11 protein-coding genes and 3 rRNA genes are annotated in these 22,052 nt (G+C 67.7%); 5 read left to right on the top strand and 9 right to left on the bottom strand.

Features of this window, described 5'->3' with window-relative positions:
* The first annotated feature begins 5 nt into the window (after positions 1-5).
* Both OG841_RS24845 and OG841_RS24840 read left to right on the top strand, forming a co-directional pair.
* On the top strand, positions 6-1,415 hold the full coding sequence (locus tag OG841_RS24845) for an ATP-binding protein (protein WP_328639471.1): 1,410 nt from the start codon (positions 6-8) through the stop codon (positions 1,413-1,415).
* A 16-nt stretch (positions 1,416-1,431) separates the two neighbouring features.
* A complete protein-coding gene (locus OG841_RS24840; RefSeq protein ID WP_371570813.1) occupies positions 1,432-2,958 on the top strand; it encodes a type IV secretory system conjugative DNA transfer family protein in 1,527 nt (508 codons plus the stop codon).
* Between the two features lie 3 nt (positions 2,959-2,961).
* Here the strand turns inward: OG841_RS24840 and OG841_RS24835 are convergent, their stop codons facing one another.
* The 6 genes from OG841_RS24835 to OG841_RS24810 all read right to left on the bottom strand — a co-directional run bounded on the left by OG841_RS24835 (position 2,962) and on the right by OG841_RS24810 (position 10,776).
* A complete protein-coding gene (locus tag OG841_RS24835; protein WP_328639472.1) occupies positions 2,962-3,819 on the bottom strand; it encodes a GNAT family N-acetyltransferase in 858 nt (285 codons plus the stop codon).
* A gap of 21 nt (positions 3,820-3,840) precedes the next feature.
* The gene (locus tag OG841_RS24830; protein ID WP_328639473.1) at positions 3,841-4,386 is read right to left on the bottom strand and encodes a GNAT family N-acetyltransferase; all 546 of its coding nucleotides are present in this window, start codon (positions 4,384-4,386) and stop codon (positions 3,841-3,843) included.
* A gap of 71 nt (positions 4,387-4,457) precedes the next feature.
* A 5S ribosomal RNA gene (rrf, locus tag OG841_RS24825) occupies positions 4,458-4,574 on the bottom strand.
* Between the two features lie 71 nt (positions 4,575-4,645).
* A 23S ribosomal RNA gene (locus tag OG841_RS24820) occupies positions 4,646-7,766 on the bottom strand.
* A gap of 305 nt (positions 7,767-8,071) precedes the next feature.
* Positions 8,072-9,597: ribosomal RNA gene (locus tag OG841_RS24815) — 16S ribosomal RNA — on the bottom strand.
* The 16S, 23S and 5S rRNA genes sit together here, the layout of an rRNA operon.
* Before the next feature lie 630 nt (positions 9,598-10,227).
* Positions 10,228-10,776 (bottom strand): MarR family winged helix-turn-helix transcriptional regulator, encoded by a 549-nt coding sequence (locus OG841_RS24810; RefSeq protein WP_328639474.1) that lies wholly within the window; start codon positions 10,774-10,776, stop codon positions 10,228-10,230.
* 122 nt (positions 10,777-10,898) lie between these two features.
* Here OG841_RS24810 and OG841_RS24805 point away from each other — a divergent pair, with 122 nt between their 5' ends.
* Positions 10,899-12,167: an MDR family MFS transporter gene (locus OG841_RS24805; protein WP_328643580.1), complete on the top strand. Its 1,269-nt coding sequence runs from the start codon at positions 10,899-10,901 to the stop codon at positions 12,165-12,167.
* A gap of 5 nt (positions 12,168-12,172) precedes the next feature.
* Here the strand turns inward: OG841_RS24805 and OG841_RS24800 are convergent, their stop codons facing one another.
* Positions 12,173-13,810, bottom strand: coding sequence for an ATP-binding SpoIIE family protein phosphatase (locus OG841_RS24800; protein ID WP_328639475.1), 1,638 nt, complete (start codon positions 13,808-13,810; stop codon positions 12,173-12,175).
* 218 nt (positions 13,811-14,028) lie between these two features.
* Positions 14,029-15,408 carry an NAD(P)/FAD-dependent oxidoreductase gene (locus OG841_RS24795; RefSeq protein WP_328639476.1) on the bottom strand — a complete coding sequence of 460 codons (1,380 nt, stop codon included), beginning with the start codon at positions 15,406-15,408 and terminating at the stop codon, positions 14,029-14,031.
* 374 nt (positions 15,409-15,782) lie between these two features.
* On the opposite strand from OG841_RS24795, the gene OG841_RS24790 reads away from it, so the two are divergent.
* Both OG841_RS24790 and OG841_RS24785 read left to right on the top strand, forming a co-directional pair.
* Positions 15,783-16,565: a TetR/AcrR family transcriptional regulator gene (locus tag OG841_RS24790; protein WP_328639477.1), complete on the top strand. Its 783-nt coding sequence runs from the start codon at positions 15,783-15,785 to the stop codon at positions 16,563-16,565.
* Positions 16,566-16,824: 259 nt separating this feature from the next.
* Positions 16,825-18,744, top strand: coding sequence for a sigma-70 family RNA polymerase sigma factor (locus tag OG841_RS24785; protein ID WP_328639478.1), 1,920 nt, complete (start codon positions 16,825-16,827; stop codon positions 18,742-18,744).
* Here the strand turns inward: OG841_RS24785 and OG841_RS24780 are convergent.
* On the bottom strand, positions 18,731-22,006 hold the full coding sequence (locus OG841_RS24780) for a BTAD domain-containing putative transcriptional regulator (RefSeq protein WP_328639479.1): 3,276 nt from the start codon (positions 22,004-22,006) through the stop codon (positions 18,731-18,733). The genes OG841_RS24785 and OG841_RS24780 overlap by 14 nt on opposite strands.
* Positions 22,007-22,052 lie beyond the last annotated feature (46 nt).

Genomic DNA, 22,052 nt, shown 5'->3' with positions numbered 1-22,052 from the left:
GCCGCATGCGGGATCCGATGTCCATCCTCACCGAGGCCTTCACGTCCTTCCTCTTCGGAAAGGTCGAGACGACCCGTCTGCCGGTCCGCACCTCCACCGGCCAGGCGCAGGCGGTCTACCTCCCGACCGCGGCGCCGGGCCTCGGTGACTCGGGGGTGATCATCGGCCGCGAGGTCTACTCCGGCAAGGGCTACATCTACGACCCCTTCCAGCTCTACGGCCAGCAGCTCCCGGCACCGCACTGGCTGGTCCTGGGCGAGTCCGGCAACGGCAAGTCGGCGCTCGAGAAGACGTATGTCCTACGGCAGCTGCGCTTCCGCGACCGCCAGGTCGTCGTCCTGGACGCCCAGGGCGAGGACGGCGTCGGTGAATGGAACCTGATCGCGCAGGAGTTGGGGATAACTCCCATCCGCCTGGACCCGATGGCCGCCCTGGACATGGGCATCCGCCTCAACCCGCTCGACCCCGCGATCACGACGACCGGCCAGCTCGCCCTGCTCCGGACCATCATCGAGGTCGCGATGGGTCACGGCCTCGACGAGCGCTCCGGCTTCGCGCTGAAGGTCGCGCACGCCTACGTCAACGAGACGATCGTCGACCGCCAGCCGATCCTCACGGACATCGTGGAGCAACTACGGCACCCCGAGCCCGAGTCGGCCGAGGCGATGAACGTCGACATAGAGGACGTCCGCGCGTGGGGGCTCGATGTCGCCCTGGTCATCGACCGCTTGGTCGACGGTGACCTGCGAGGCATGTTCGACGGCCCGACCACGGTCGGCATCGACCTGGACGCGCCGCTGATCGTCTTCGATTTGTCCCACATCGACCGCAACTCCATCGCCATGCCCATCCTCATGGCGATCGTCGGAGTTTGGCTGGAACACACCTGGATCCGCCCCGACCGGAAGAAGCGCATCTTCCTGGTCGAGGAGGCCTGGCACATCATCGCCAGCCCCTTCGTGGCCCAGCTCTTCCAGCGGCTGCTGAAGTTCGGCCGACGGCTCGGCCTGTCCTTCGTCGCGGTCGTCCACCACCTGTCCGACGTCGTGGACGGAGCGGCGGCCAAGGAGGCCGCGGCGATCCTGAAGATGGCGTCGACGAGGACGATCTACGCCCAGAAGGCGGACGAGGCACGTGCGACGGGCCGCGTCCTGGGCCTGCCCCGTTGGGCCGTCGAGATCATCCCCTCCCTCACCCCCGGCATCGCCGTCTGGGACGTCAACGGCAATGTCCAGGTGGTCAAACACCTGGTCACCGAGACCGAACGCCCCCTGGTCTTCACCGACCGAGCGATGACGGAGTCCTCCAGGGACCTGACCGACGACGCCCTGCGCGCCGCGGAGTTGGAGGCGGAGGAGCGGGCGGCGGCCTTCGTGGAGCAGCATCTGGGCGACTCCGAGTCGACGGTGGCGTAGGAGGGGCGGGCAAGTGGTGAGACCGGACGACCGCCACCAGGGCGGTCAGGGAGGCCAGGGAGGCGTCCCGGACGGGCTGTTGGTCGGCATACTCGCCTTCCTCCTCGGCATGACCCTGCTGGTCTGGACGGCGACGGGCCTCGCGAGCCTGTTCGCCCACGGCGACTGGCCCAAGGACGTCACCTTCACCCGCACCCCCCAGGCCATGCGCCATCTCATCGGCCACCCCGAGGACATCTCCGGAGCCTGGCCCGACACTCCCGTCGGCCAACTCTCCGGCTACGGCCTGGTCTGGGGCCTGTTCATCGGCCAGCTGCTGATCCTGGTCGTCCTGACGATCTTCGTGATGGGCACACTGGCCCGCTGGAGGGCGGTACGGGCAAGGACGAGAGCGGAGAAACTGGCGGCACGGGAACGACGGTCGCAACCGGAACCGGTCCACGAGGTACCGATCCCGAGGCCGACGCCAGAGCCGCAACCGCAACCGGCCACGGCTCCCCTCCCCAGCTCCCCGCAGCCCACCGAGCCACTTCTCGCGACGCCGACGCCGACGGCTGCGAAGCTGCCCCCTTCCCTGTCCAAGGGTGGACAAGGGGCCGGGTGGGAGACACCTCGCCCCGCAGGCGCGGTGCTCTACGCCCCGAGAGAATCCCGCCACCCCACCGCGACCCAGGCCATCAGGGACGCGGAGGGCCCCATCCTCATCGTCACCTCGAACCCCGCGATCTGGCTGGACACCAAAGACGCCCGAGCCAAACTGGGCCCGGTCCACGTCTACGACCCCACCCACCTCTGCGACACCCCGGCCCGCCTCCACTGGTCCCCCACCACCGGCTGCGAGACCAAGGAGACGGCGAAGGCAAGGGCACAGGCCCTCCTCGCCCCCGTCCGCCCCACTGCGAAGATCGACCAGGCCGTGGCCGACGTGGCCGAAACGCTCCTGCGCAGCTACCTCCACGCCGCGGCGATAGAAGCCCGCACCATCCGCCACGTCCACCGCTGGTGCCAGGGCGCCCAGATCCAGGACGCCGTGAGAACCCTCCGCACCCACCCCAAGGCGGCCCCCGGCTCCGCGGGCGAACTCGAAGCCGCTCTCACCGCGCATCCCGAACGCCGCGACATCGCCCAGGAGCTGACCAGCCGGGCCCTCTCCGCCCTCTTCACGGTCAACATCCGCGAGGCATGCACTCCCAACCGAAATGATGCCCTCGCCTTGGATTCCTTCGTCGACGAAGGGGGCACGCTTTATGTGGTGGGTGAATCCATCGAGGACCCCAGGACCCATCCGGGCGCCATGCCCCTTCTGACGGCCCTCACCTCAAGCGTGGTCGAGCGTGGCCGGCGCATGGCCGAACGGTCATCCTCCGGTCGCCTCGACCCACCACTGACGCTCGTCCTGGACGACGTCGCAGCCGTGGCTCCGCTTCCCCAGCTCCCGGAGCTGCTGGCCGCCGGAGCGGACCGGGGGCTACCGACCCTGGCCCTGCTCCGATCCCGCGAACAGGCCCGTACCCGCTGGCCGGACGCGGACCTCCCGGCGTAGACCTCAGAAGTCGTACGCAGCCCAGTCGACGACCGGAACATACCCGAGGCGCCGATAGAGGGCGTTGCTGGTGGGGTTGGCCGCGTCCGTGAACAGCACGACATCCTCGGCGCACGCGGCCAGCGCGGCCCGGCTCACCTCCGCCGTCACCGCACCCGCGTATCCCCGACCGCGCAGAGCGGCCGGGGTGTAGACCGGGTCCACCTGGACCACCCCGGCGACCATGGGGTTCGCGCCCGCCATCGAGACGGGCGTACCGTCCGGGGCCTCCCACAACGTGTACTGCTTGTCCGCGAAACGGGTGTCGGCCCAGGAGTCGGCGCCGATGGTGACGGCTTCCCCCACCTCCTCGGCGAACTCACGGCACAGGCCCATGAGTTGCTCAAGGTCCCGCTCTCCCGCGGTCCGGCCCCGACCCGCCGGGAAGGGCTCCGGCGGGACGAGCCTGTCAAGGCGATGCAGACAGAGCCGGACGCGCACGCGCGGCGTCGCCCCGGTGTGCCGCTGCCAGGCCTCGGCGAAAGCGGTGGCGGTGGCGTCGTCGGCGCTGACGGACGGAACGCAGTGCCCGAGGGCGACCAGACGGGCGGCAAGGACGTCGGCCTGCTCCGCGGTGAGAGGAGTGAGGCTCAGACCACGACTGGGCGACAGGCGGTAGAAGGCGCCGCGCACCTCACCCTCCCGCTCCAGGAAACCGAAGACGGCGGCTTCGGCACCGTACGCGGCCGCCCCGCGCGCACGCAGTCTCCCGATCCACGTGAGCGGCATGATGTGCGGGACAGGACGTGAGCGCAGAAACCCCCCGGCGTGAGCGAGAAAGTCGTCGATGTCTTCGGTGAGGTGCCAGTCGTCCGGGCGCATGCTTCATGATCCCTGATGGACTCAGTCGCGCTCCAGCACCAACTCCAGCTCGGACTCCCCCTGAGCCTGCGGCAACGGGACCCGCACCCCGCTCGGCACGAACCCCACCTTGCGGTAGAAGCCCTGCGCCCGCCCGTTGTCCTCGTGCACGATGAGCCGCACCCGCTCGGCCCCGGCCCCCCAAGCCCACTCGAGGCCGGCCGCGAAGAGCGCCTTGGTCAGCTCGCCGCCACGCTCCTCGGGCCGTACGTACACCCCGACGATGTGCCCCTGCCGCCGTTCGACCGGGAACCCGGCCCAGTCCGTGGTCCCTGCCTCCTCCAGCAGTACGACCAACTGGCCGAGCCACCGCCCGTCCGACCCCTCGGCGACGAAGTGCTGCGCTCCGGTCTCCCCTTCGGCGGCGCCGGCCGCCCTGTCCTCCCAGAAGGCGTCGGGCAGGGCGACGGCCTCTTCGTATGTCTCCAGAAAGGCCAGGTGCGCCACCGGATCCCGCAGCGAGTCGAGTCTGAGCTCCTTCACCGCGGGCCACTCATCGGCGCGTATGGGCCGGATCGCATAACTCATGCCGGCCAGAGTAGTGCCAGAAATGCAGAAAGGCCCACACCATAAGGTGTGGGCCTTTCTATCTAAAAGGAGTTCGGCGGTGTCCTACTCTCCCACAGGGTCCCCCCTGCAGTACCATCGGCGCTGTAAGGCTTAGCTTCCGGGTTCGGAATGTAACCGGGCGTTTCCCTCACGCTATGACCACCGAAACACTATGAAGTTAGACCGGAAAAACGACACGGTCGTTGCCTCAGAACTAACACAGTGGACGCGAGCAAATATGGACAAGCCCTCGGCCTATTAGTACCGGTCACCTCCACCCATTACTGGGCTTCCAGATCCGGCCTATCAACCCAGTCGTCTACTGGGAGCCTTAACCCCTCAAGGGGGTGGGAATACTCATCTCGAAGCAGGCTTCCCGCTTAGATGCTTTCAGCGGTTATCCCTCCCGAACGTAGCCAACCAGCCATGCCCTTGGCAGAACAACTGGCACACCAGAGGTTCGTCCGTCCCGGTCCTCTCGTACTAGGGACAGCCCTTCTCAATATTCCTGCGCGCGCAGCGGATAGGGACCGAACTGTCTCACGACGTTCTAAACCCAGCTCGCGTACCGCTTTAATGGGCGAACAGCCCAACCCTTGGGACCGACTCCAGCCCCAGGATGCGACGAGCCGACATCGAGGTGCCAAACCATCCCGTCGATATGGACTCTTGGGGAAGATCAGCCTGTTATCCCCGGGGTACCTTTTATCCGTTGAGCGACGGCGCTTCCACAAGCCACCGCCGGATCACTAGTCCCGACTTTCGTCCCTGCTCGACCCGTCGGTCTCACAGTCAAGCTCCCTTGTGCACTTACACTCAACACCTGATTGCCAACCAGGCTGAGGGAACCTTTGGGCGCCTCCGTTACTCTTTAGGAGGCAACCGCCCCAGTTAAACTACCCATCAGACACTGTCCCTGATCCGGATCACGGACCCAGGTTAGACATCCAGCACGACCAGACTGGTATTTCAACGACGACTCCACCTGAACTGGCGTCCAAGCTTCACAGTCTCCCAGCTATCCTACACAAGCCGAACCGAACACCAATATCAAACTGTAGTAAAGGTCCCGGGGTCTTTCCGTCCTGCTGCGCGAAACGAGCATCTTTACTCGTAGTGCAATTTCACCGGGCCTATGGTTGAGACAGTCGAGAAGTCGTTACGCCATTCGTGCAGGTCGGAACTTACCCGACAAGGAATTTCGCTACCTTAGGATGGTTATAGTTACCACCGCCGTTTACTGGCGCTTAAGTTCTCAGCTTCGCCACACCGAAATGTGACTAACCGGTCCCCTTAACGTTCCAGCACCGGGCAGGCGTCAGTCCGTATACATCGCCTTACGGCTTCGCACGGACCTGTGTTTTTAGTAAACAGTCGCTTCTCGCTGGTCTCTGCGGCCACCCCCAGCTCGAGGAGCAAGTCCTCTCACCAGTGATGGCCCCCTTCTCCCGAAGTTACGGGGGCATTTTGCCGAGTTCCTTAACCATAGTTCACCCGAACGCCTCGGTATTCTCTACCTGACCACCTGAGTCGGTTTAGGGTACGGGCCGCCATGAAACTCGCTAGAGGCTTTTCTCGACAGCATAGGATCATCCACTTCACCACAATCGGCTCGGCATCAGGTCTCAGACTATTGCCAGGCGGATTTACCTACCTGACGTCCTACACCCTTACCCCGGGACAACCACCGCCCGGGCTGGACTACCTTCCTGCGTCACCCCATCACTCACCTACTACCACCTTGGTTCGGCGGCTCCACCACTTTCCATTCCCCGAAGGGTCCGGAACGGCTTCACGGCCTTAGCATCAATAGGTTCGGTGTTTGACGCTTCACAGCGGGTACCGGAATATCAACCGGTTATCCATCGACTACGCCTGTCGGCCTCGCCTTAGGTCCCGACTTACCCTGGGCAGATCAGCTTGACCCAGGAACCCTTAGTCAATCGGCGCACACGTTTCCCACGTGTGTATCGCTACTCATGCCTGCATTCTCACTCGTGAACCGTCCACCACTGCCTTCCGGCGCGGCTTCACCCGGCACACGACGCTCCCCTACCCATCCATACAGGCGTTGGCCCTATTGTATGAATGACACGACTTCGGCGGTACGCTTGAGCCCCGCTACATTGTCGGCGCGGAATCACTAGACCAGTGAGCTATTACGCACTCTTTCAAGGGTGGCTGCTTCTAAGCCAACCTCCTGGTTGTCTCTGCGACTCCACATCCTTTCCCACTTAGCGTACGCTTAGGGGCCTTAGTCGATGCTCTGGGCTGTTTCCCTCTCGACCATGGAGCTTATCCCCCACAGTCTCACTGCCGTGCTCTCACTTACCGGCATTCGGAGTTTGGCTAAGGTCAGTAACCCGGTAGGGCCCATCGCCTATCCAGTGCTCTACCTCCGGCAAGAAACACACGACGCTGCACCTAAATGCATTTCGGGGAGAACCAGCTATCACGGAGTTTGATTGGCCTTTCACCCCTAACCACAGGTCATCCCCCAGGTTTTCAACCCTGGTGGGTTCGGTCCTCCACGAAGTCTTACCTCCGCTTCAACCTGCCCATGGCTAGATCACTCCGCTTCGGGTCTTGAGCGTGCTACTCAAACGCCCTATTAGGACTCGCTTTCGCTACGGCTACCCCACCCGGGTTAACCTCGCAACACACCGCAAACTCGCAGGCTCATTCTTCAAAAGGCACGCAGTCACGAGACACCAAGCAAGCTTGATGTCCGACGCTCCCACGGCTTGTAGGCACACGGTTTCAGGTACTATTTCACTCCGCTCCCGCGGTACTTTTCACCATTCCCTCACGGTACTATCCGCTATCGGTCACCAGGGAATATTTAGGCTTAGCGGGTGGTCCCGCCAGATTCACACGGGATTTCTCGGGCCCCGTGCTACTTGGGTGTCTCTCAAACGAGCCGCTGATGTTTCGACTACGGGGGTCTTACCCTCTACGCCGGACCTTTCGCATGTCCTTCGCCTACATCAACGGTTTCTGACTCGTCCTGTCGCCGGCAGACGACAGAAGAGAGATCCCACAACCCCGAATGCGCAACCCCTGCCGGGTCTCACACGCATACGGTTTGGCCTCATCCGGTTTCGCTCGCCACTACTCCCGGAATCACGGTTGTTTTCTCTTCCTGCGGGTACTGAGATGTTTCACTTCCCCGCGTTCCCTCCACATACCCTATGTGTTCAGGTATGGGTGACAGCCCATGACGACTGCCGGGTTTCCCCATTCGGAAACCCCCGGATCAAAGCCTGGTTGACGACTCCCCGGGGACTATCGTGGCCTCCCACGTCCTTCATCGGTTCCTGGTGCCAAGGCATCCACCGTGCGCCCTTAAAAACTTGGCCACAGATGCTCGCGTCCACTGTGCAGTTCTCAAACAACGACCAGCCACCCATCACCCCGGAGCTTCACTCCGAGTTCACTGGGGCCGGCATCGAGGGGGTTCATTCCCTCAGACACCCAACAGCGTGCCCGACACCCTCGCCACTCATGATCAGCTTTCCACGCTCCGAAGAGCAGTACTGGCAGCCCGAGATGACTGAAAGTGCCGAATAATCAACGTTCCACCCATGAGCAACCACCGTCGAACGTGTGCCGACGTAATGGCCCTGGACCACCGGGCAAGCCCGGCAGCCTAGATGCTCCTTAGAAAGGAGGTGATCCAGCCGCACCTTCCGGTACGGCTACCTTGTTACGACTTCGTCCCAATCGCCAGTCCCACCTTCGACAGCTCCCTCCCACAAGGGGTTGGGCCACCGGCTTCGGGTGTTACCGACTTTCGTGACGTGACGGGCGGTGTGTACAAGGCCCGGGAACGTATTCACCGCAGCAATGCTGATCTGCGATTACTAGCAACTCCGACTTCATGGGGTCGAGTTGCAGACCCCAATCCGAACTGAGACAGGCTTTTTGAGATTCGCTCCACCTCACGGTATCGCAGCTCATTGTACCTGCCATTGTAGCACGTGTGCAGCCCAAGACATAAGGGGCATGATGACTTGACGTCGTCCCCACCTTCCTCCGAGTTGACCCCGGCGGTCTCCTGTGAGTCCCCATCACCCCGAAGGGCATGCTGGCAACACAGAACAAGGGTTGCGCTCGTTGCGGGACTTAACCCAACATCTCACGACACGAGCTGACGACAGCCATGCACCACCTGTACACCGACCACAAGGGGGGCACCATCTCTGATGCTTTCCGGCGTATGTCAAGCCTTGGTAAGGTTCTTCGCGTTGCGTCGAATTAAGCCACATGCTCCGCTGCTTGTGCGGGCCCCCGTCAATTCCTTTGAGTTTTAGCCTTGCGGCCGTACTCCCCAGGCGGGGAACTTAATGCGTTAGCTGCGGCACCGACGACGTGGAATGTCGCCAACACCTAGTTCCCACCGTTTACGGCGTGGACTACCAGGGTATCTAATCCTGTTCGCTCCCCACGCTTTCGCTCCTCAGCGTCAGTAATGGCCCAGAGATCCGCCTTCGCCACCGGTGTTCCTCCTGATATCTGCGCATTTCACCGCTACACCAGGAATTCCGATCTCCCCTACCACACTCTAGCTAGCCCGTATCGAATGCAGACCCGGGGTTAAGCCCCGGGCTTTCACACCCGACGTGACAAGCCGCCTACGAGCTCTTTACGCCCAATAATTCCGGACAACGCTTGCGCCCTACGTATTACCGCGGCTGCTGGCACGTAGTTAGCCGGCGCTTCTTCTGCAGGTACCGTCACTTTCGCTTCTTCCCTGCTGAAAGAGGTTTACAACCCGAAGGCCGTCATCCCTCACGCGGCGTCGCTGCATCAGGCTTTCGCCCATTGTGCAATATTCCCCACTGCTGCCTCCCGTAGGAGTCTGGGCCGTGTCTCAGTCCCAGTGTGGCCGGTCGCCCTCTCAGGCCGGCTACCCGTCGTCGCCTTGGTGAGCCATTACCTCACCAACAAGCTGATAGGCCGCGGGCTCATCCTTCACCGCCGGAGCTTTCAACCACCACAGATGCCTGCGGTAGTGGTATCCGGTATTAGACCCCGTTTCCAGGGCTTGTCCCAGAGTGAAGGGCAGATTGCCCACGTGTTACTCACCCGTTCGCCACTAATCCCCACCGAAGTGGTTCATCGTTCGACTTGCATGTGTTAAGCACGCCGCCAGCGTTCGTCCTGAGCCAGGATCAAACTCTCCGTGAATGTTTACCCGTAATCGGGTGCACACATCACGAGAGCGGAGCGACCACCGGAATAAGGCGGTCGCTCACAGCGTCCTCGCTGTGTTTTCTTCAAAGGAACCTCGCCCCAGCAGATGCTGGAGACGGGGTATCAACATATCTGGCGTTGATTTTTGGCACGCTGTTGAGTTCTCAAGGAACGGACGCTTCCTTTGTACTCACCCTCTCGGGCTTTCCTCCGGGCTTTTTCCCTTCGGTCTTGCGTTTCCGACTCTATCAGACCGTTTCCGGTTCCGATTTCCTCGGTGCTTTCCAGGTTCCCGCTCTCGCGTTTCCCTTTCCGGCGGTTCCGACTCTATCAGATCCTTTCGGGCCTGATTCCCAGTCAGCGGGGCTTGCCTTCCCGGCCCTTGGGCCGTTCCGACGTCTCAAACCTTAGCGGACTCTCGCTGCGGTCCCAAATCGAGGACCGCACCCCAATCGAATTGAATTCGGGCACACCGAATTCATCCCGGCTGGGAGATCGTTCTGATGGTTTGAGTGGCCGCTTACGCGGCGGAGGCGCCACCACAGAACTGTTACGGCTCCGTGGCAACCCGAAGAACTTTACGGATCCGGCAAGTGGCTGTCAAGCACCCTCTGTCAAGATCTTTTAGTCGAGGTCGCTGAGCCGCCCACCGGCGTCCGGCTGTGCGTGCTCCACCCTACGCAGAAGCCGGGTGAGGACGTCCCCGAGGGTGTTGCGCTCCTCGGCGGACAGGTCCTGGAGCAGGTCCTCCTCGAAGACCGTGGCGCGTCGCATCGCCTCCAGCCACTTCTCACGGCCTTCGGCGGTCAGCTCCACGATCACGCGGACGCGGTTGGTCTCGTCCCGCTCCCGGGTCACCAGCCCCTCGGCAAGCATGCGGTCGATGCGGTGCGTCATCGCGGCCGGCGTGAGGCCGAGGCGCTTGGCGAGATCGCTGGGACCCATCCGATAGGGGGCACCGGAGAGCACGAGGGCCTTGAGGACCTCCCACTCCGCGTTGCTGATGCCGAGATCCGCGGTCTGACGGCCGTAAGCGACGTTCATACGGCGGTTCAGGCGGGAGAGCGCCGAGACGATCTGCTCGACCTGGGGGTCGAGGTCCTGGAACTCGCGCTGGTAGGCGGCGATCTGCTCTTCGAGCGTCGGCTCGGGGACGCCAGGGGTCTCGGCCATGGCCGCAGTATGGCACGCACCTCCTTTGCCTTGAAGTCCTTCACTATGTACTCTTTAGCTTCGAACTTTAGCTTTGAAGTCTTCACTCCTAACTAGTGAGAGAGGTGAACGTGACCAGGGCGATGGGCGCAGCGATGCGCCGGATCCACGTGGGCAACGCACTCAGCGCGTTCGGGCTCGGTTTCACCGTCCCCTACCTGTACGTCTATGTGGCGCAGGTGCGTGGGCTGGGGGCCATGACGGCAGGGCTGGTCCTCACCGTCTTCGCCGTGGCGGCACTGATCGTGCTGCCGTTCGCCGGGCGGGCCATCGTCCGGCGGGGCCCGCTGCCGGTGCTGCTCGTCGCCCTGATCACGGCCGCGCTCGGCGCGCTGAGTCTCGGACTCGCGGGCCAGGCGACGACCGTCCTGCTGTCGGCGGCCGCACTGGGGGCCGGTCAGGCCGTCATGCAGCCCGCGCTGGCGACGATGATCGTGGACTGCTCCACCTCGGAGACGCGGTCCCGGGCCTTCGCGACGCAGTTCTTCCTGCAGAACCTCGGACTCGGCGTCGGCGGTCTCATCGGCGGGCATCTCGTCGACGCCTCGAGCGCCACGTCCTTCACCGTGCTGTTCTCGATCGAGGCGGCGGTGTTCCTGCTGCTGGTGCTCGTGATGGCGACGCTGCGGCTGCCGCACGCGCCCCGCGTCGAGGGCGCGCCGACCCAGTCCGCCAAGGGCGGCTGGAAGCAGCTGCTCGGCAACCGCGCCATGGTGCAGCTGTGCGTGCTGGGATTCGTGTTGTTCTTCGCCTGCTACGGACAGTTCGAGTCAGGACTGAGCGCCTACGGCGTCGAGGCCGCCGGCATCTCCACCTCCGCGCTGGGGACGGCTCTGGCCGCCAACACCGCGATGATCGTGGTGGCGCAGTTCGCCGTGCTGAAGTTCGTGGAGCGGCGGAGGCGGTCACGGGTGATCGCCGCTGTCGGGATCATCTGGTCCGTGGCGTGGATCGTGGCCGGCTATGCGGGCCTCGGGCACGGCAGCCGGGAGATGGCCACGGCCGCCTTCGTCTCGACGTACGCCTTGTTCGGACTGGGTGAGGCGATGCTGTCGCCGACGGTGGCCCCCCTGGTCGCCGATCTGGCGCCGGAGGGAATGGCGGGCCAGTACAACTCCGCCTTCGCCCTGGTGAAGCAGCTCGCCCTGGCGGTGGGCCCGGCGGTCGGCGGCCCGATGGGTGCGTCCCTGCATGCGCCGTACATCGTGACGTTCCTGCTGTTCTCGCTGGGGATCACCTACCTGGCCGTCCGACTGGGCAGGCAGCTGACCCCGGCACAGAACCAGCCGTCACTGAGCAGGAGCCGTGTGGTGGCCCAGGGCGGAAAGCAGCCGGAATCCGTCACCGCCTGAGGGCGCTACCCCTTCGGCAACACAAACTCGCACCAGACCGCCTTCCCGCCCCCCGGCGTCCTCCGAGACCCCCAGTTCGACGCGATGGTCGCCACGATGGCGATCCCCCGGCCGGACTCGTCACCGGGTTCCGCCCGCCGACGCCGGGGCAGATGGTCGTCCCCGTCCGTCACCTCGACGATCAGTCGCCGGTCGGTACGGCGGAGCCGCAACCGCATGGGCGGGATCCCGTGCTGCAGGGAGTTGGCGACCAGCTCGCTCACCGCCAGCACGCCCAGATCATGCAGCTCCACCGGGAACCGCCAGCTCGTCAGCACGCCGGAGGCGAACGCACGCGCGCGTGGAGCCGCCTCGACTCCGCCCAGCAGTTCCAACGCGGCGTTGCGGAAGAGATCGCCGTCGGGGCCCGTGTGGGCCGGGTGCTGAAGGACCATGACGGCCACGTCGTCGTCGTGTTCCGCGGTGACGCCGGCCGAGCGGACCAGGCGGTCGCAGATCACCTGGGGGGTGCCGGTCGCGCCGGCCAGGGCGCGCTCCAACGCGGCGATGCCCTCGTCCAGGTCCTCGTCACGGCGTTCGACCAGGCCGTCCGTGTAGAGCACCGCGGTGGAACCGGGGCCGAGCGGGATGGAGCCCGAGGCGTGCATCCAGCCGCCGGTGCCCAGCGGCGGGCCGGTGGGTTCGTCGGCGCGCAGGACGACGCCGCTCTCGTCGCGGACCAGGATGGGCAGATGACCGGCCGAGGCGTAGACCAGCTTGCCCTCGTTCGGGTCGTGGATGGCGTACGCGCACGTGGCGATCTGGTTGGCGTCGATCTCCATGGCGAGGCCGTCCAGGAGCTGGAGGATCTCGTGCGGGGGCAGGTCAAGGCGGGCGTACGCCCTGACGGCGGTGCGGAGCTGGCCCATGACCGCCGCCGCGCGGACCCCTCGGCCCATGACGTCGCCGATGACCAGGGCCGTGCGGCCGCCGCCGAGGGTGATGACGTCGTACCAGTCGCCGCCGACCGCGGCCTCCGTGCCGCCGGGCAGGTAGGTGGCGGCGATGCGCAGGTCGTCCGGTTCCTCGAGTTCCTGGGGGAGCAGGCTGCGCTGGAGAGTCACGGCGGTCTCGCGCTGGCGGCGTTCGCTGGCCCGGAGGCGCTCGGCGGCCTCGGCGTGGTCGGTGACGTCGGTCGCGAAGACGAGGACACCGCCATCACCACCGTGTCCTTCCGTCACCGGGGTGCAGGTGAAGGTGTAGGAGCGGCCGTCGGGGGCCTTGCGGGACTTGACGGTGCGGGGCTTGCCGCTGCGCAGGACCTGGTCGAGAAGCGGGAGGAGGCCGATCTCGTCGAGCTCCGGGAGGGCTCGGCGGGCCGGCTCGCCGGTGGGGCGCAGGCCGAAGGCGACCACATAGGCGTCGTTGACGTAGGCGAGGCGGTGGTCGGGGCCGTGGACGAGGGCGACGAGGGCGGGGACACGGTCGAGGACCTCGCGTACGGGGAGCTCGTCGACGGCGGGGACCGGGGCCGTCAGTTGTTCGGCGCGGGCCGCGGGGACGGCGCCCTCGCTCAGGCGGTCCTCGGTGACCAAATCGTCGGTCCGCGCTGCGGCGCGGCGCTGCGTTCCGGGGAGGCGGGCGCTCCAGCGCGTGAAGTTCACGAATCCTTGCCTCGTGTCGTCGTCTTCGGCGTCTTCGGGCCGGCTCCGGGCCCGGCCGGTGGGCTGGGGACGGCAGCCCGGGGGTGCAGCACGGGGAAACCTCTTGGTTCGAGGGGCGGGCGGCTGCCCGTCCGAAGTCGGGCACCAGTCTGGCAGGGTGACCGACCGGGTCGACATTCGTCAGACGCCGGGGCGGTCCGTGGAGTTCCTCGGTCCGGTCAGGACGACCCCTTCGGGTCGTTCGTCGGGTCGTGAGGATGCTTTCCACCGGCCGCGAGTTCGAACTCCGCTCGGGGATGTTCGAGTGAACCGAGGGAGACGATCTCCCTCTTGAAGAGCCCCGACAGGGTCCATTCGGCCAGGACGCGGGCCTTGCGGTTGAAGGTGGGGACCCTGCTGAGGTGGTAGACGCGGTGCATGAACCAGGCAGGGTAGCCCTTCAGCTTGCGCCCGTAGACGTACGCGACACCTTTGTGGAGGCCCAGCGAGGCCACCGAGCCGACGTACTTGTGGGAGTACGTCTCCAGGGGCTCGCCCCGCAGCGCGTGCGCGATGTTGTCACCGAGGAGCCTGGCCTGGCGGACGGCGTGCTGGGCGTTGGGGGCCGTCTCCTTGCCGGGTTCCGCGGCGGTGACGTCGGGGACGGCTGCCGCGTCTCCGGCCGCCCACGCGTGCGTGGTGCCGTCGACGGTGAGCTGGGGAGTGCATTTCAGCCGCCCGCGCTCATTCAGGGGGAGGTCGGTGGCGGCCAGGAGCGGGCTGGGTTTGACGCCGGCCGTCCACACGACCGTACGGGTGGGAAAGCGGTTGCCGTCACTGAGGACGGCGACGCGGTCGACGCAGGACTCCAGGCGGGTGTTCAGGCGTACGTCGATGTTGCGACGGCGCAGTTGGCTGATCGTGTAGCGGCCCATCTCCTCGCCGACCTCGGGAAGGATGCGGTCGGAGGCCTCGACGAGGATCCACTTCATGTCCTCGGGAAGGACGTTGTGGTAGTAGCGCGCGGTGTAGCGGGCCATGTCCTCCAGCTCGCCGAGCGCTTCCACGCCCGCGTAGCCGCCGCCGACGAACACGAAGGTGAGGGCCGCGTCGCGGATCGCGGGGTCGCGGGTGGAGGAGGCGATGTCCATCTGCTCGATGACGTGGTTGCGCAGACCGATGGCCTCCTCGACCGTCTTGAACCCGATGCCGTGGTCGGCGAGTCCGGGGATCGGGAGCGTGCGCGCGACCGAACCGGGGGCGAGGACGAGTTCGTCGTACGACAGCTGCTCACCGCCCGTCCGCTCCTCCTCGGTGGCGAGGGTGGTGACGGAGGCCGTGCGCTTGGCGTGGTCGATCGCGGTGGCCTCGCCGACGACGACCCGGCAGCGGTCGAGGACGCGGCGCAGTGGTACGACGACATGGCGCGGGGAGATGTTTCCGGCGGCCGCTTCGGGCAGGAACGGCTGATAGGTCATGTACGCGTCGGGCGTGACGATCGTGATCTCGACCTCGCCCCGATCGAGTTCCCGTTTCAGCTTCCGCTGCAGACGCAGAGCCGTGTACATCCCGACGTAGCCGCCGCCGACAACCAGAATGCGCGCACGTTCCTTCACCATCCCATGACGCACCCGTCGCTTGAGTTTGTCCACAGCCTCGACAAATTGTGTGACCGGAGTTCATCGGCGCGCCGGGTTGGCCGGATCTGCGGAGTGCGCGGAAGGTGCGCAGGTCAATGGGGCTGCGCCGGGCGGGCGGAGGGGGTGCAATCGGGGCGTTTGCCACCCGTACTCCGATCGGGGGGCGCTCCGTGCGGAACCTGCCCCTTCTGAATTGACCCCCACTCAACTATGTTCGTGTGTCGACGGGGTGTAGGGGGATGCGCTCCGGGTCCGCGACGGGCGGACTCGCGAAACGGGCTTGTTCCGCACGCTCCGGCTTTCGATGGCGGGGAGAGTCTCCGGGGGGAGACGTCATTACCGGGGGATCATTTATGCACATTCAGGACTCTCATTGGTCTACCGCGTCGGCCATCGCACCCGGTGGCGGGGCGATGGGAGGCGCGATGGGTTCGGCGATGAGCGCGGCGGGCAACGGACGTGACGGATCGCGTTCGGCCCCCCTGCGCGTGGACGCACAGCGCAACCTGGAACACGTACTGCGCGCGGCGCGCGAGGTCTTCGGCGAGCTGGGCTACGGCGCGCCGATGGAGGACGTGGCGCGGCGCGCCCGGGTCGGTGTCGGCACGGTGTACCGGCGCTTCCCGAGCAAGGACGTCCTGGTCCGGCGGATAGCCGAGGAGGAGACCTCCCGACTGACCGACCAGGCGCGGGCGGCGCTCGGCCAGGAGGACGAGCCGTGGTCGGCGCTGTCGCGTTTCCTGCGCACCTCGGTCGCGTCCGGTGCCGGGCGGCTGCTGCCGCCACAGGTGCTGCGGGTCGGGGTCGCCGACGAGGACACCGACGGCTACGACGGGGCGCGGGTGCCGCAGCAGCGGACGACTCCGGGCTCCGGCGAGCTGCGGCTGGTGCCGGAGGAGGCCCCGATGGTCTCCGCCGACGACGACGCCGGGGCGGCGGAGCTGCTGGAGGTCGTGGGTCGGCTCGTGGACCGCGCGCGTGCGGCCGGCGAGCTGCGGACCGACGTGTCGGTGTCGGACGTCCTGCTGGTGATCGCGACCGCGGCGCCCTCGCTGCCGGACGCGGCGCAGCAGGCCGCCGCCTCGGCGCGACTGCTGGACATCCTGCTGGAGGGGTTGCGGTCCCGGCCGGCGTGACTCGAAAGGGTGACAGCGGGGTGCGGTCGTCTGACGTCCGCACCCCGGAACATTCCGGCGCTTTCCGGATGGGCGAACCAACTCCTGCACCAGCCGCGACAGTTGAGTCTTCCCCGGACGGGTGATCCTCAGTGCTGCCGTGCGGGAAGTCCCCACGGACGAGTGGACGCTCCGTACGGCAGGGCACTGACCAAAAGCCAATATGGCACGCTGACCCGGTGTTCGGGACTGGTTGGGCCGGCGGCGGGGGCATTCCGCGATGAGCGTTGACGGGCGGAACGAACCCCTTGGCGAGGGCGACGGGGAACCCGGGGGCACCCCACAGGTGCCGGGCCAGGGCGGTCGCGCCGGCATCCCGCAGGGCGGCATCCCGGCCCAGGCCGGCGAACCCGTCGAGGGCAGCGTCCCGGCGCAGCGCGACCGGCGACAGGACGGCGGTCTCCTGCCGCCGCCCAGGGAGATGCCGACGTCCGACGCCGACCTGATCGATCGGATGCGCGCCGGCGAGGACACGGCCTACGCAGAGCTCTACCGGCGCCATGCGGGGGCGGTGCGCCGTTACGCCCGCACCTGTTGCCGCGACGGCCACACGGCGGACGACCTCACCGCCGAGGTCTTCGCCCGCATGCTGCAGGCCGTGCGCGGCGGCCACGGCCCCGAACACGCCGTGCGCCCCTATCTGCTCACCAGCATCCGCCGCGTCGCCGCCGGCTGGACGAAGTCGGCGAAGCGGGAGCAGCTCGTCGACGACTTCGCGGTGTTCGCCGCGCAGGCCACCCGTTCGTCCGACGCCTCCGACGACGACACCTTGGACCTGGGCGCCGACGTGCGCGCGATGCACGTCGCCGAGCAGTCCATGGCCATGCAGGCCTTCCGGTCGCTGCCCGAGCGCTGGCAGGCCGTCCTGTGGCACACCGAGGTCGAGGACGAGTCGCCGAGCGAGGTCGCCACCATCTTCGGACTCGACGCCAACGGCACGCGTGTGCTGGCCAGCCGCGCCCGCGAGGGCCTCAAGCAGGCGTACCTCCAGGCCCACGTCAGCGCCACTCTCGCCGCCGACGAGGAGTGCGCCCGCTACGCCGACCGGCTGGGCGCCTACGCCCGCGGCGGGCTGCGCACCCGTGCCGAACGGGGCCTGCGCAAGCACCTGGAGGAGTGCGCCAAGTGCCGGCTGGCCGCGGGCCAGATCAAGGAAGTCGCCGGCGGTATCCCGGCCGTCGTACCGATCGCGGTCATCGGCTGGTTCGGCGCAGCCGGGTACGCCAAGGTCATCGGGCTCGTCGCGGGCGGCGCCGGGGCAGGAGCGGCCGGTGCCGCGGGCGCGGCCGCCGCGGCGAGCGGGGGCTCCTCGGGCGGGGCGGGGGCCGGCGGCGCAGCGGCCTCGGAGGGGCTGGGAGCGCCGGTGAAGGCCGGTATCGCGGCCGGTGTGGTCGCCGTGGCCGCCGCCGCGGTGGCGCTCGCGCTGATCGGCGACGACAGTCCGGCCAGGAAGCAGGACGCCAAGCCGCCCGCGTCCGCGCCGGTGGTCGAGCCGGCCGACCCCGCGCCCACGCCTTCCCCGAAGAAACCCGAGCCGATGCCTCCCGTGATCCCCGTCGCGGCCGCACCCTCCCCGAAGCCGACACCGCCCCAGAGGCCCACCCCCACACCGACTCCGAAGCCCACCCCCACTCCCACGCCGACCCCCACCCCGGAACCGACACCGCCCCAGAGGCCCACCCCTAGGCCGACTCCGCCGCCCCCTCCGGCCGTCTACCAGTGGAGCGAGCTGGCCTATGACGTCTCCGGCGACGGCAGCGGGCCCGAGATGCGGATCGGCGAGAGCAGCTGGGTGTGGCAGCGCTACGGCGTCTCGGTCGCCGACCAGAAGTACGCCCACGGCGTGACCGTGCACGGCCGCTCCTCCGTCACGATCGACCTCAACCGCACCTGCTCCTCCTACGACGCGATGGTCGGCGTCGACGACATGACGCTGGGCCTCGGCAAGGTGTACTTCTCCGTCTACGCCGACGGGATGCGGCTGTGGAGGTCCGGGCTGGTCGAGGGCGGCGACCGGGCCGTGCCCGTGCATGTGAACCTCGCCGGGCACAGGACCGTACGCCTGGTGGTCGAGCCGCACAGCCCCTTCGACGACCTCATGCTCGCGGACTGGGCGGAGGCGAAGTTCAGGTGTTCGTAACGCGCCGCGCCCGCGCCGCCTCGTCGAGTTCGGCGAGGGCCTCGTCCGGGATGAGGGCCGCGCCCCGGGCGTGTTCCGCCGCGTACCGCACGGGGCCCAGGCCGGTCCGGGCGGTGGCCTCCGCTCGCTCCACCTGCACGCGTTCGGGGTGCGGACGCGGGTCGCCGCAGCGCCAGCGCTCCGCGGCGCCGAGCAGCCGGACCGCGCGCGGGAGGTCACCGAGGTCGCAGAGCAGGGCCGCCGCTCCGTCCAGGAGCGTCGCCACGACCGTGTCGGAACACCGCTTCTCGATCGCCTCGCGGACGGTGTCCGCCACCAGGGGCAGTCCGTGCTCCGGGCCCGACTCGGCGGCCGTCACCATCGCGGCGACCGAGTTCAACATCACCGTGAACTGGGGAGGCGGGGGCGACTGACCGATCTGCTCGCGCACCGCGTCGACCAACTCGCGCGCACGGGCGGTGTCCTTGTCCTCCAGGGCGATGTGGGCCCGCATCAGCCTGACGAACGCCCGGGTCTCCGGGACGCCGTACCGGTCACCCGCGGCGCTCGCCTCGTCCAGAGTGGTCAGCGCGGTGGAGCGGTCGCCGGTGCGGTACGCGACCTCGGCGAGCCGGGCGATGAGGAACGGCGTCTCGGCGTACGCCCCCACCTCGTAGGCGAGGCGCAGTGCCTCCTCGTACTCCTCCTTGGCCTCGGCCGGGCGGCCGCGGGCCATGGCGGCCTCGCCGGCCGCGCTGCTGACCTGGGCGCGCAGCCAGCGGTCGCCCACGCGGCGGCCGATGACGCGGAGTTCCGCCAGGTCGTCGTCCACCCCGGTCAGACCGCCCGGGGAGTCGACCACCAGGTGGGTGCGGAACATCAGGGTGACGGCCACGGCCCAGTCGTCCCCGTGGGCTCGGCAGTGGGCCACGGCGGTGTCCATCAGGGGACGGATGTCCACCGCGTCCTTCAGCATGAGCCCGATCATGGGCCAGACGATGCCGGGGAGGCGGGCGGAGTCGGGGCCGCCCTGAGAGAAGTGGTTGCGGACGAGTTCCACATAGCGGCGCTGGCGGGGGTCCAGGTCGCCGTCCATGGGCTCTGTCTCGGCCATGAGGAAGAGATGGAGCATCCGGAGGTTCATGCGTCGGCGGTGCGCCGGGTGGTTCGTCTCGGTGTGCGGGGCGGTGAGATAGGCGTCGATCGGGTCCTCGGCTTCGCCATCGGACCGCAGGTGGTGCGTGTCCATCTTGGCTGCCCTGTCCAGGGCCACCCCCAGGCGCAGGACCCTGTCCACCCAGGTCATTCCCTCGCGGCGGTAGTTGCGCAGCCACCAGAACCAGCCCATGGCGAGGACCAGGGCACCGGCCTGCGCCTCGTCGCCCGCGGTGAGCGTGCGGTCGACGGCCGCGCGGATGTTGTCCAGCTCGGTCTCCAGACGGGAGATCCACGGGAGCTGTCCGGCCGAACGCAGCTGTGGTTCGGCCTCCTCGACGAGCGCGCGCACCCACGCGCGGTGCCGGAGCTCGGCGGCGGCGCGCAGCTCGGGGCGCTCGGCGGCGCGCTCGACTGCGTACTCGTGGATGGTCTCCAGCAGGCGGTAGCGCATGCCGTCGGAGCCGTCCCGCTCGTGTGGGGTGGCCACGATCAGGGACTTGTCCACGAGCGCGCCGAGAAGCTCCGCGGCCGGCCCGGTGCACACGGCCTCCGCCGCTTCCAGGTCCCAGCCGCCCGCGAACACGGACGCCTCGCACAGCAGTGTCCGTTCCCGCTCGTCGAGCAGCTCCCAGGACCAGTCGACGACGGCCCGCAGGGTCTGCTGGCGGGGCAGGACGGTACGGCTGCCGGAGGTCAGCAGGCGGAAACGGTCGTCGAGGCGGTCGGCGATCTGACGGGGGGTGAGCAGGCGCAGGCGGGCCGCCGCCAGTTCGATGGCGAGCGGCAGCCCGTCGAGACGCCGGCAGATCTCGGCGACGGCCTCCTGGTCGGCGAGCACGGCGGCCGCGTCGGGGCGGACGGCGGCGGCGCGCTCGGCGAACAGGCGGTGGGCCTGGTCGGGGAGGAGGGGTTCGACCGGGCGCACCGACTCGCCCGGCACGCCCAGGGGTTCCCGGCTGGTGGCGAGGACGGTGAGCCCCGGGCAGCGGGTGAGCAGGGTCTCCGCGAGGCGGGCCGCCGCCTCGATGACATGTTCGCAGTTGTCAAGGATCAGGAGCTCGCTGCGCTGGGCGCAGTACTCGACGAGCAGGGCGATCGGGTCGTCCTGCGGGGCCGTCAGCTCGGTGGTCATGAGCACGGTCTCGCGCAGACCGAGCGCACTGACCACCGCGCCGGGCACCGCCTCCGGCCGGTCGAGCGGGGCGAGCTCGACCAGCCACGCATGCGGGAGCCCGGCGGCGGCTTCCTCGGCGAGGCGGGTCTTTCCGGATCCGCCCGGTCCGGTGAGGGTGACCAGGCGGGCCCTGTGCAATTCGGAACGGATGGCGTCGAGTTCGGGTTCCCGGCCCACGAAAGAGGTAAGGCGCGGACGGATGTTGCCGGTGCGTTCGGCACGGGGGCGGCTGAGAGGGGCCGTGAGCAGCTCGGCGTGCAGGTCTCGCAACTCCGGGCCCGGGTCGGTGCCGAGTCCGTCGGCGAGAGCGCGGCGGGCGGTCTCGTAGGCGGCGAGGGCGTCGGCGCCGCGGCCGGTGTCGCGCAGGGCGCGGATGAGCAGAACATGCAGCGGCTCGTCGTACGGCTGCGCGCCGGTCAGCTCCTTCAGCTCGGGTACGACGTCCTGGGCACGGCCGAGCAGCAGATCCGCTTCGATCCGGGCCCGGGTGGCCTCCAGACGCAGTGTCTCGGGGCGGGTCGCGGCGGTGCGGTCGGGGAGGTCGGCGAGGGCGTCACCGCGCCACAGGGCGAGGGCCGCGGTGAGGTTCCGCGCGGCTGTCCGTGCGTCCCTGTGGGCCAGGGCGACGGTTCCCTGCCGTACGAGGCGCTCGAAGACGTACAGGTCCACGTCGTCCTCGGTGGCGGCCAGCCGGTACCCGCCGGGTTCGGAGACGATCGCGTCCTTGCCGACGGTACGGCGGAGCCGGCCGACCAGTGCCTGGAGGGCGCCCGGGGCGTCCTGGGGCGGCTCCTGACCCCAGACCTCGTCGATCAGGGTCTCGGGGCTCGCGGTACGACCGGGGCGGAGGGCGAGGGCGGCGAGCAGGGTGCGCACGCGCGGGCCGCCGAGGGGTATGCCGGTGCCGTGATCGTCCGCCGCCTCGGTCACGCCCAGGATTCTGTACCGCACCGGTTCATTGTCACCGGGTTCCTGGCATCGGCTGCGCCTTTTCACC

The sequence above is a fragment of the Streptomyces canus genome (assembly GCF_041435015.1).
GTDB classification, from domain to species: Bacteria; Actinomycetota; Actinomycetes; order Streptomycetales; family Streptomycetaceae; genus Streptomyces; species Streptomyces canus_G.
Note: the sequence above shows the minus strand (reverse complement) of the source record. Positions and strands in the feature narration are given on the sequence as shown.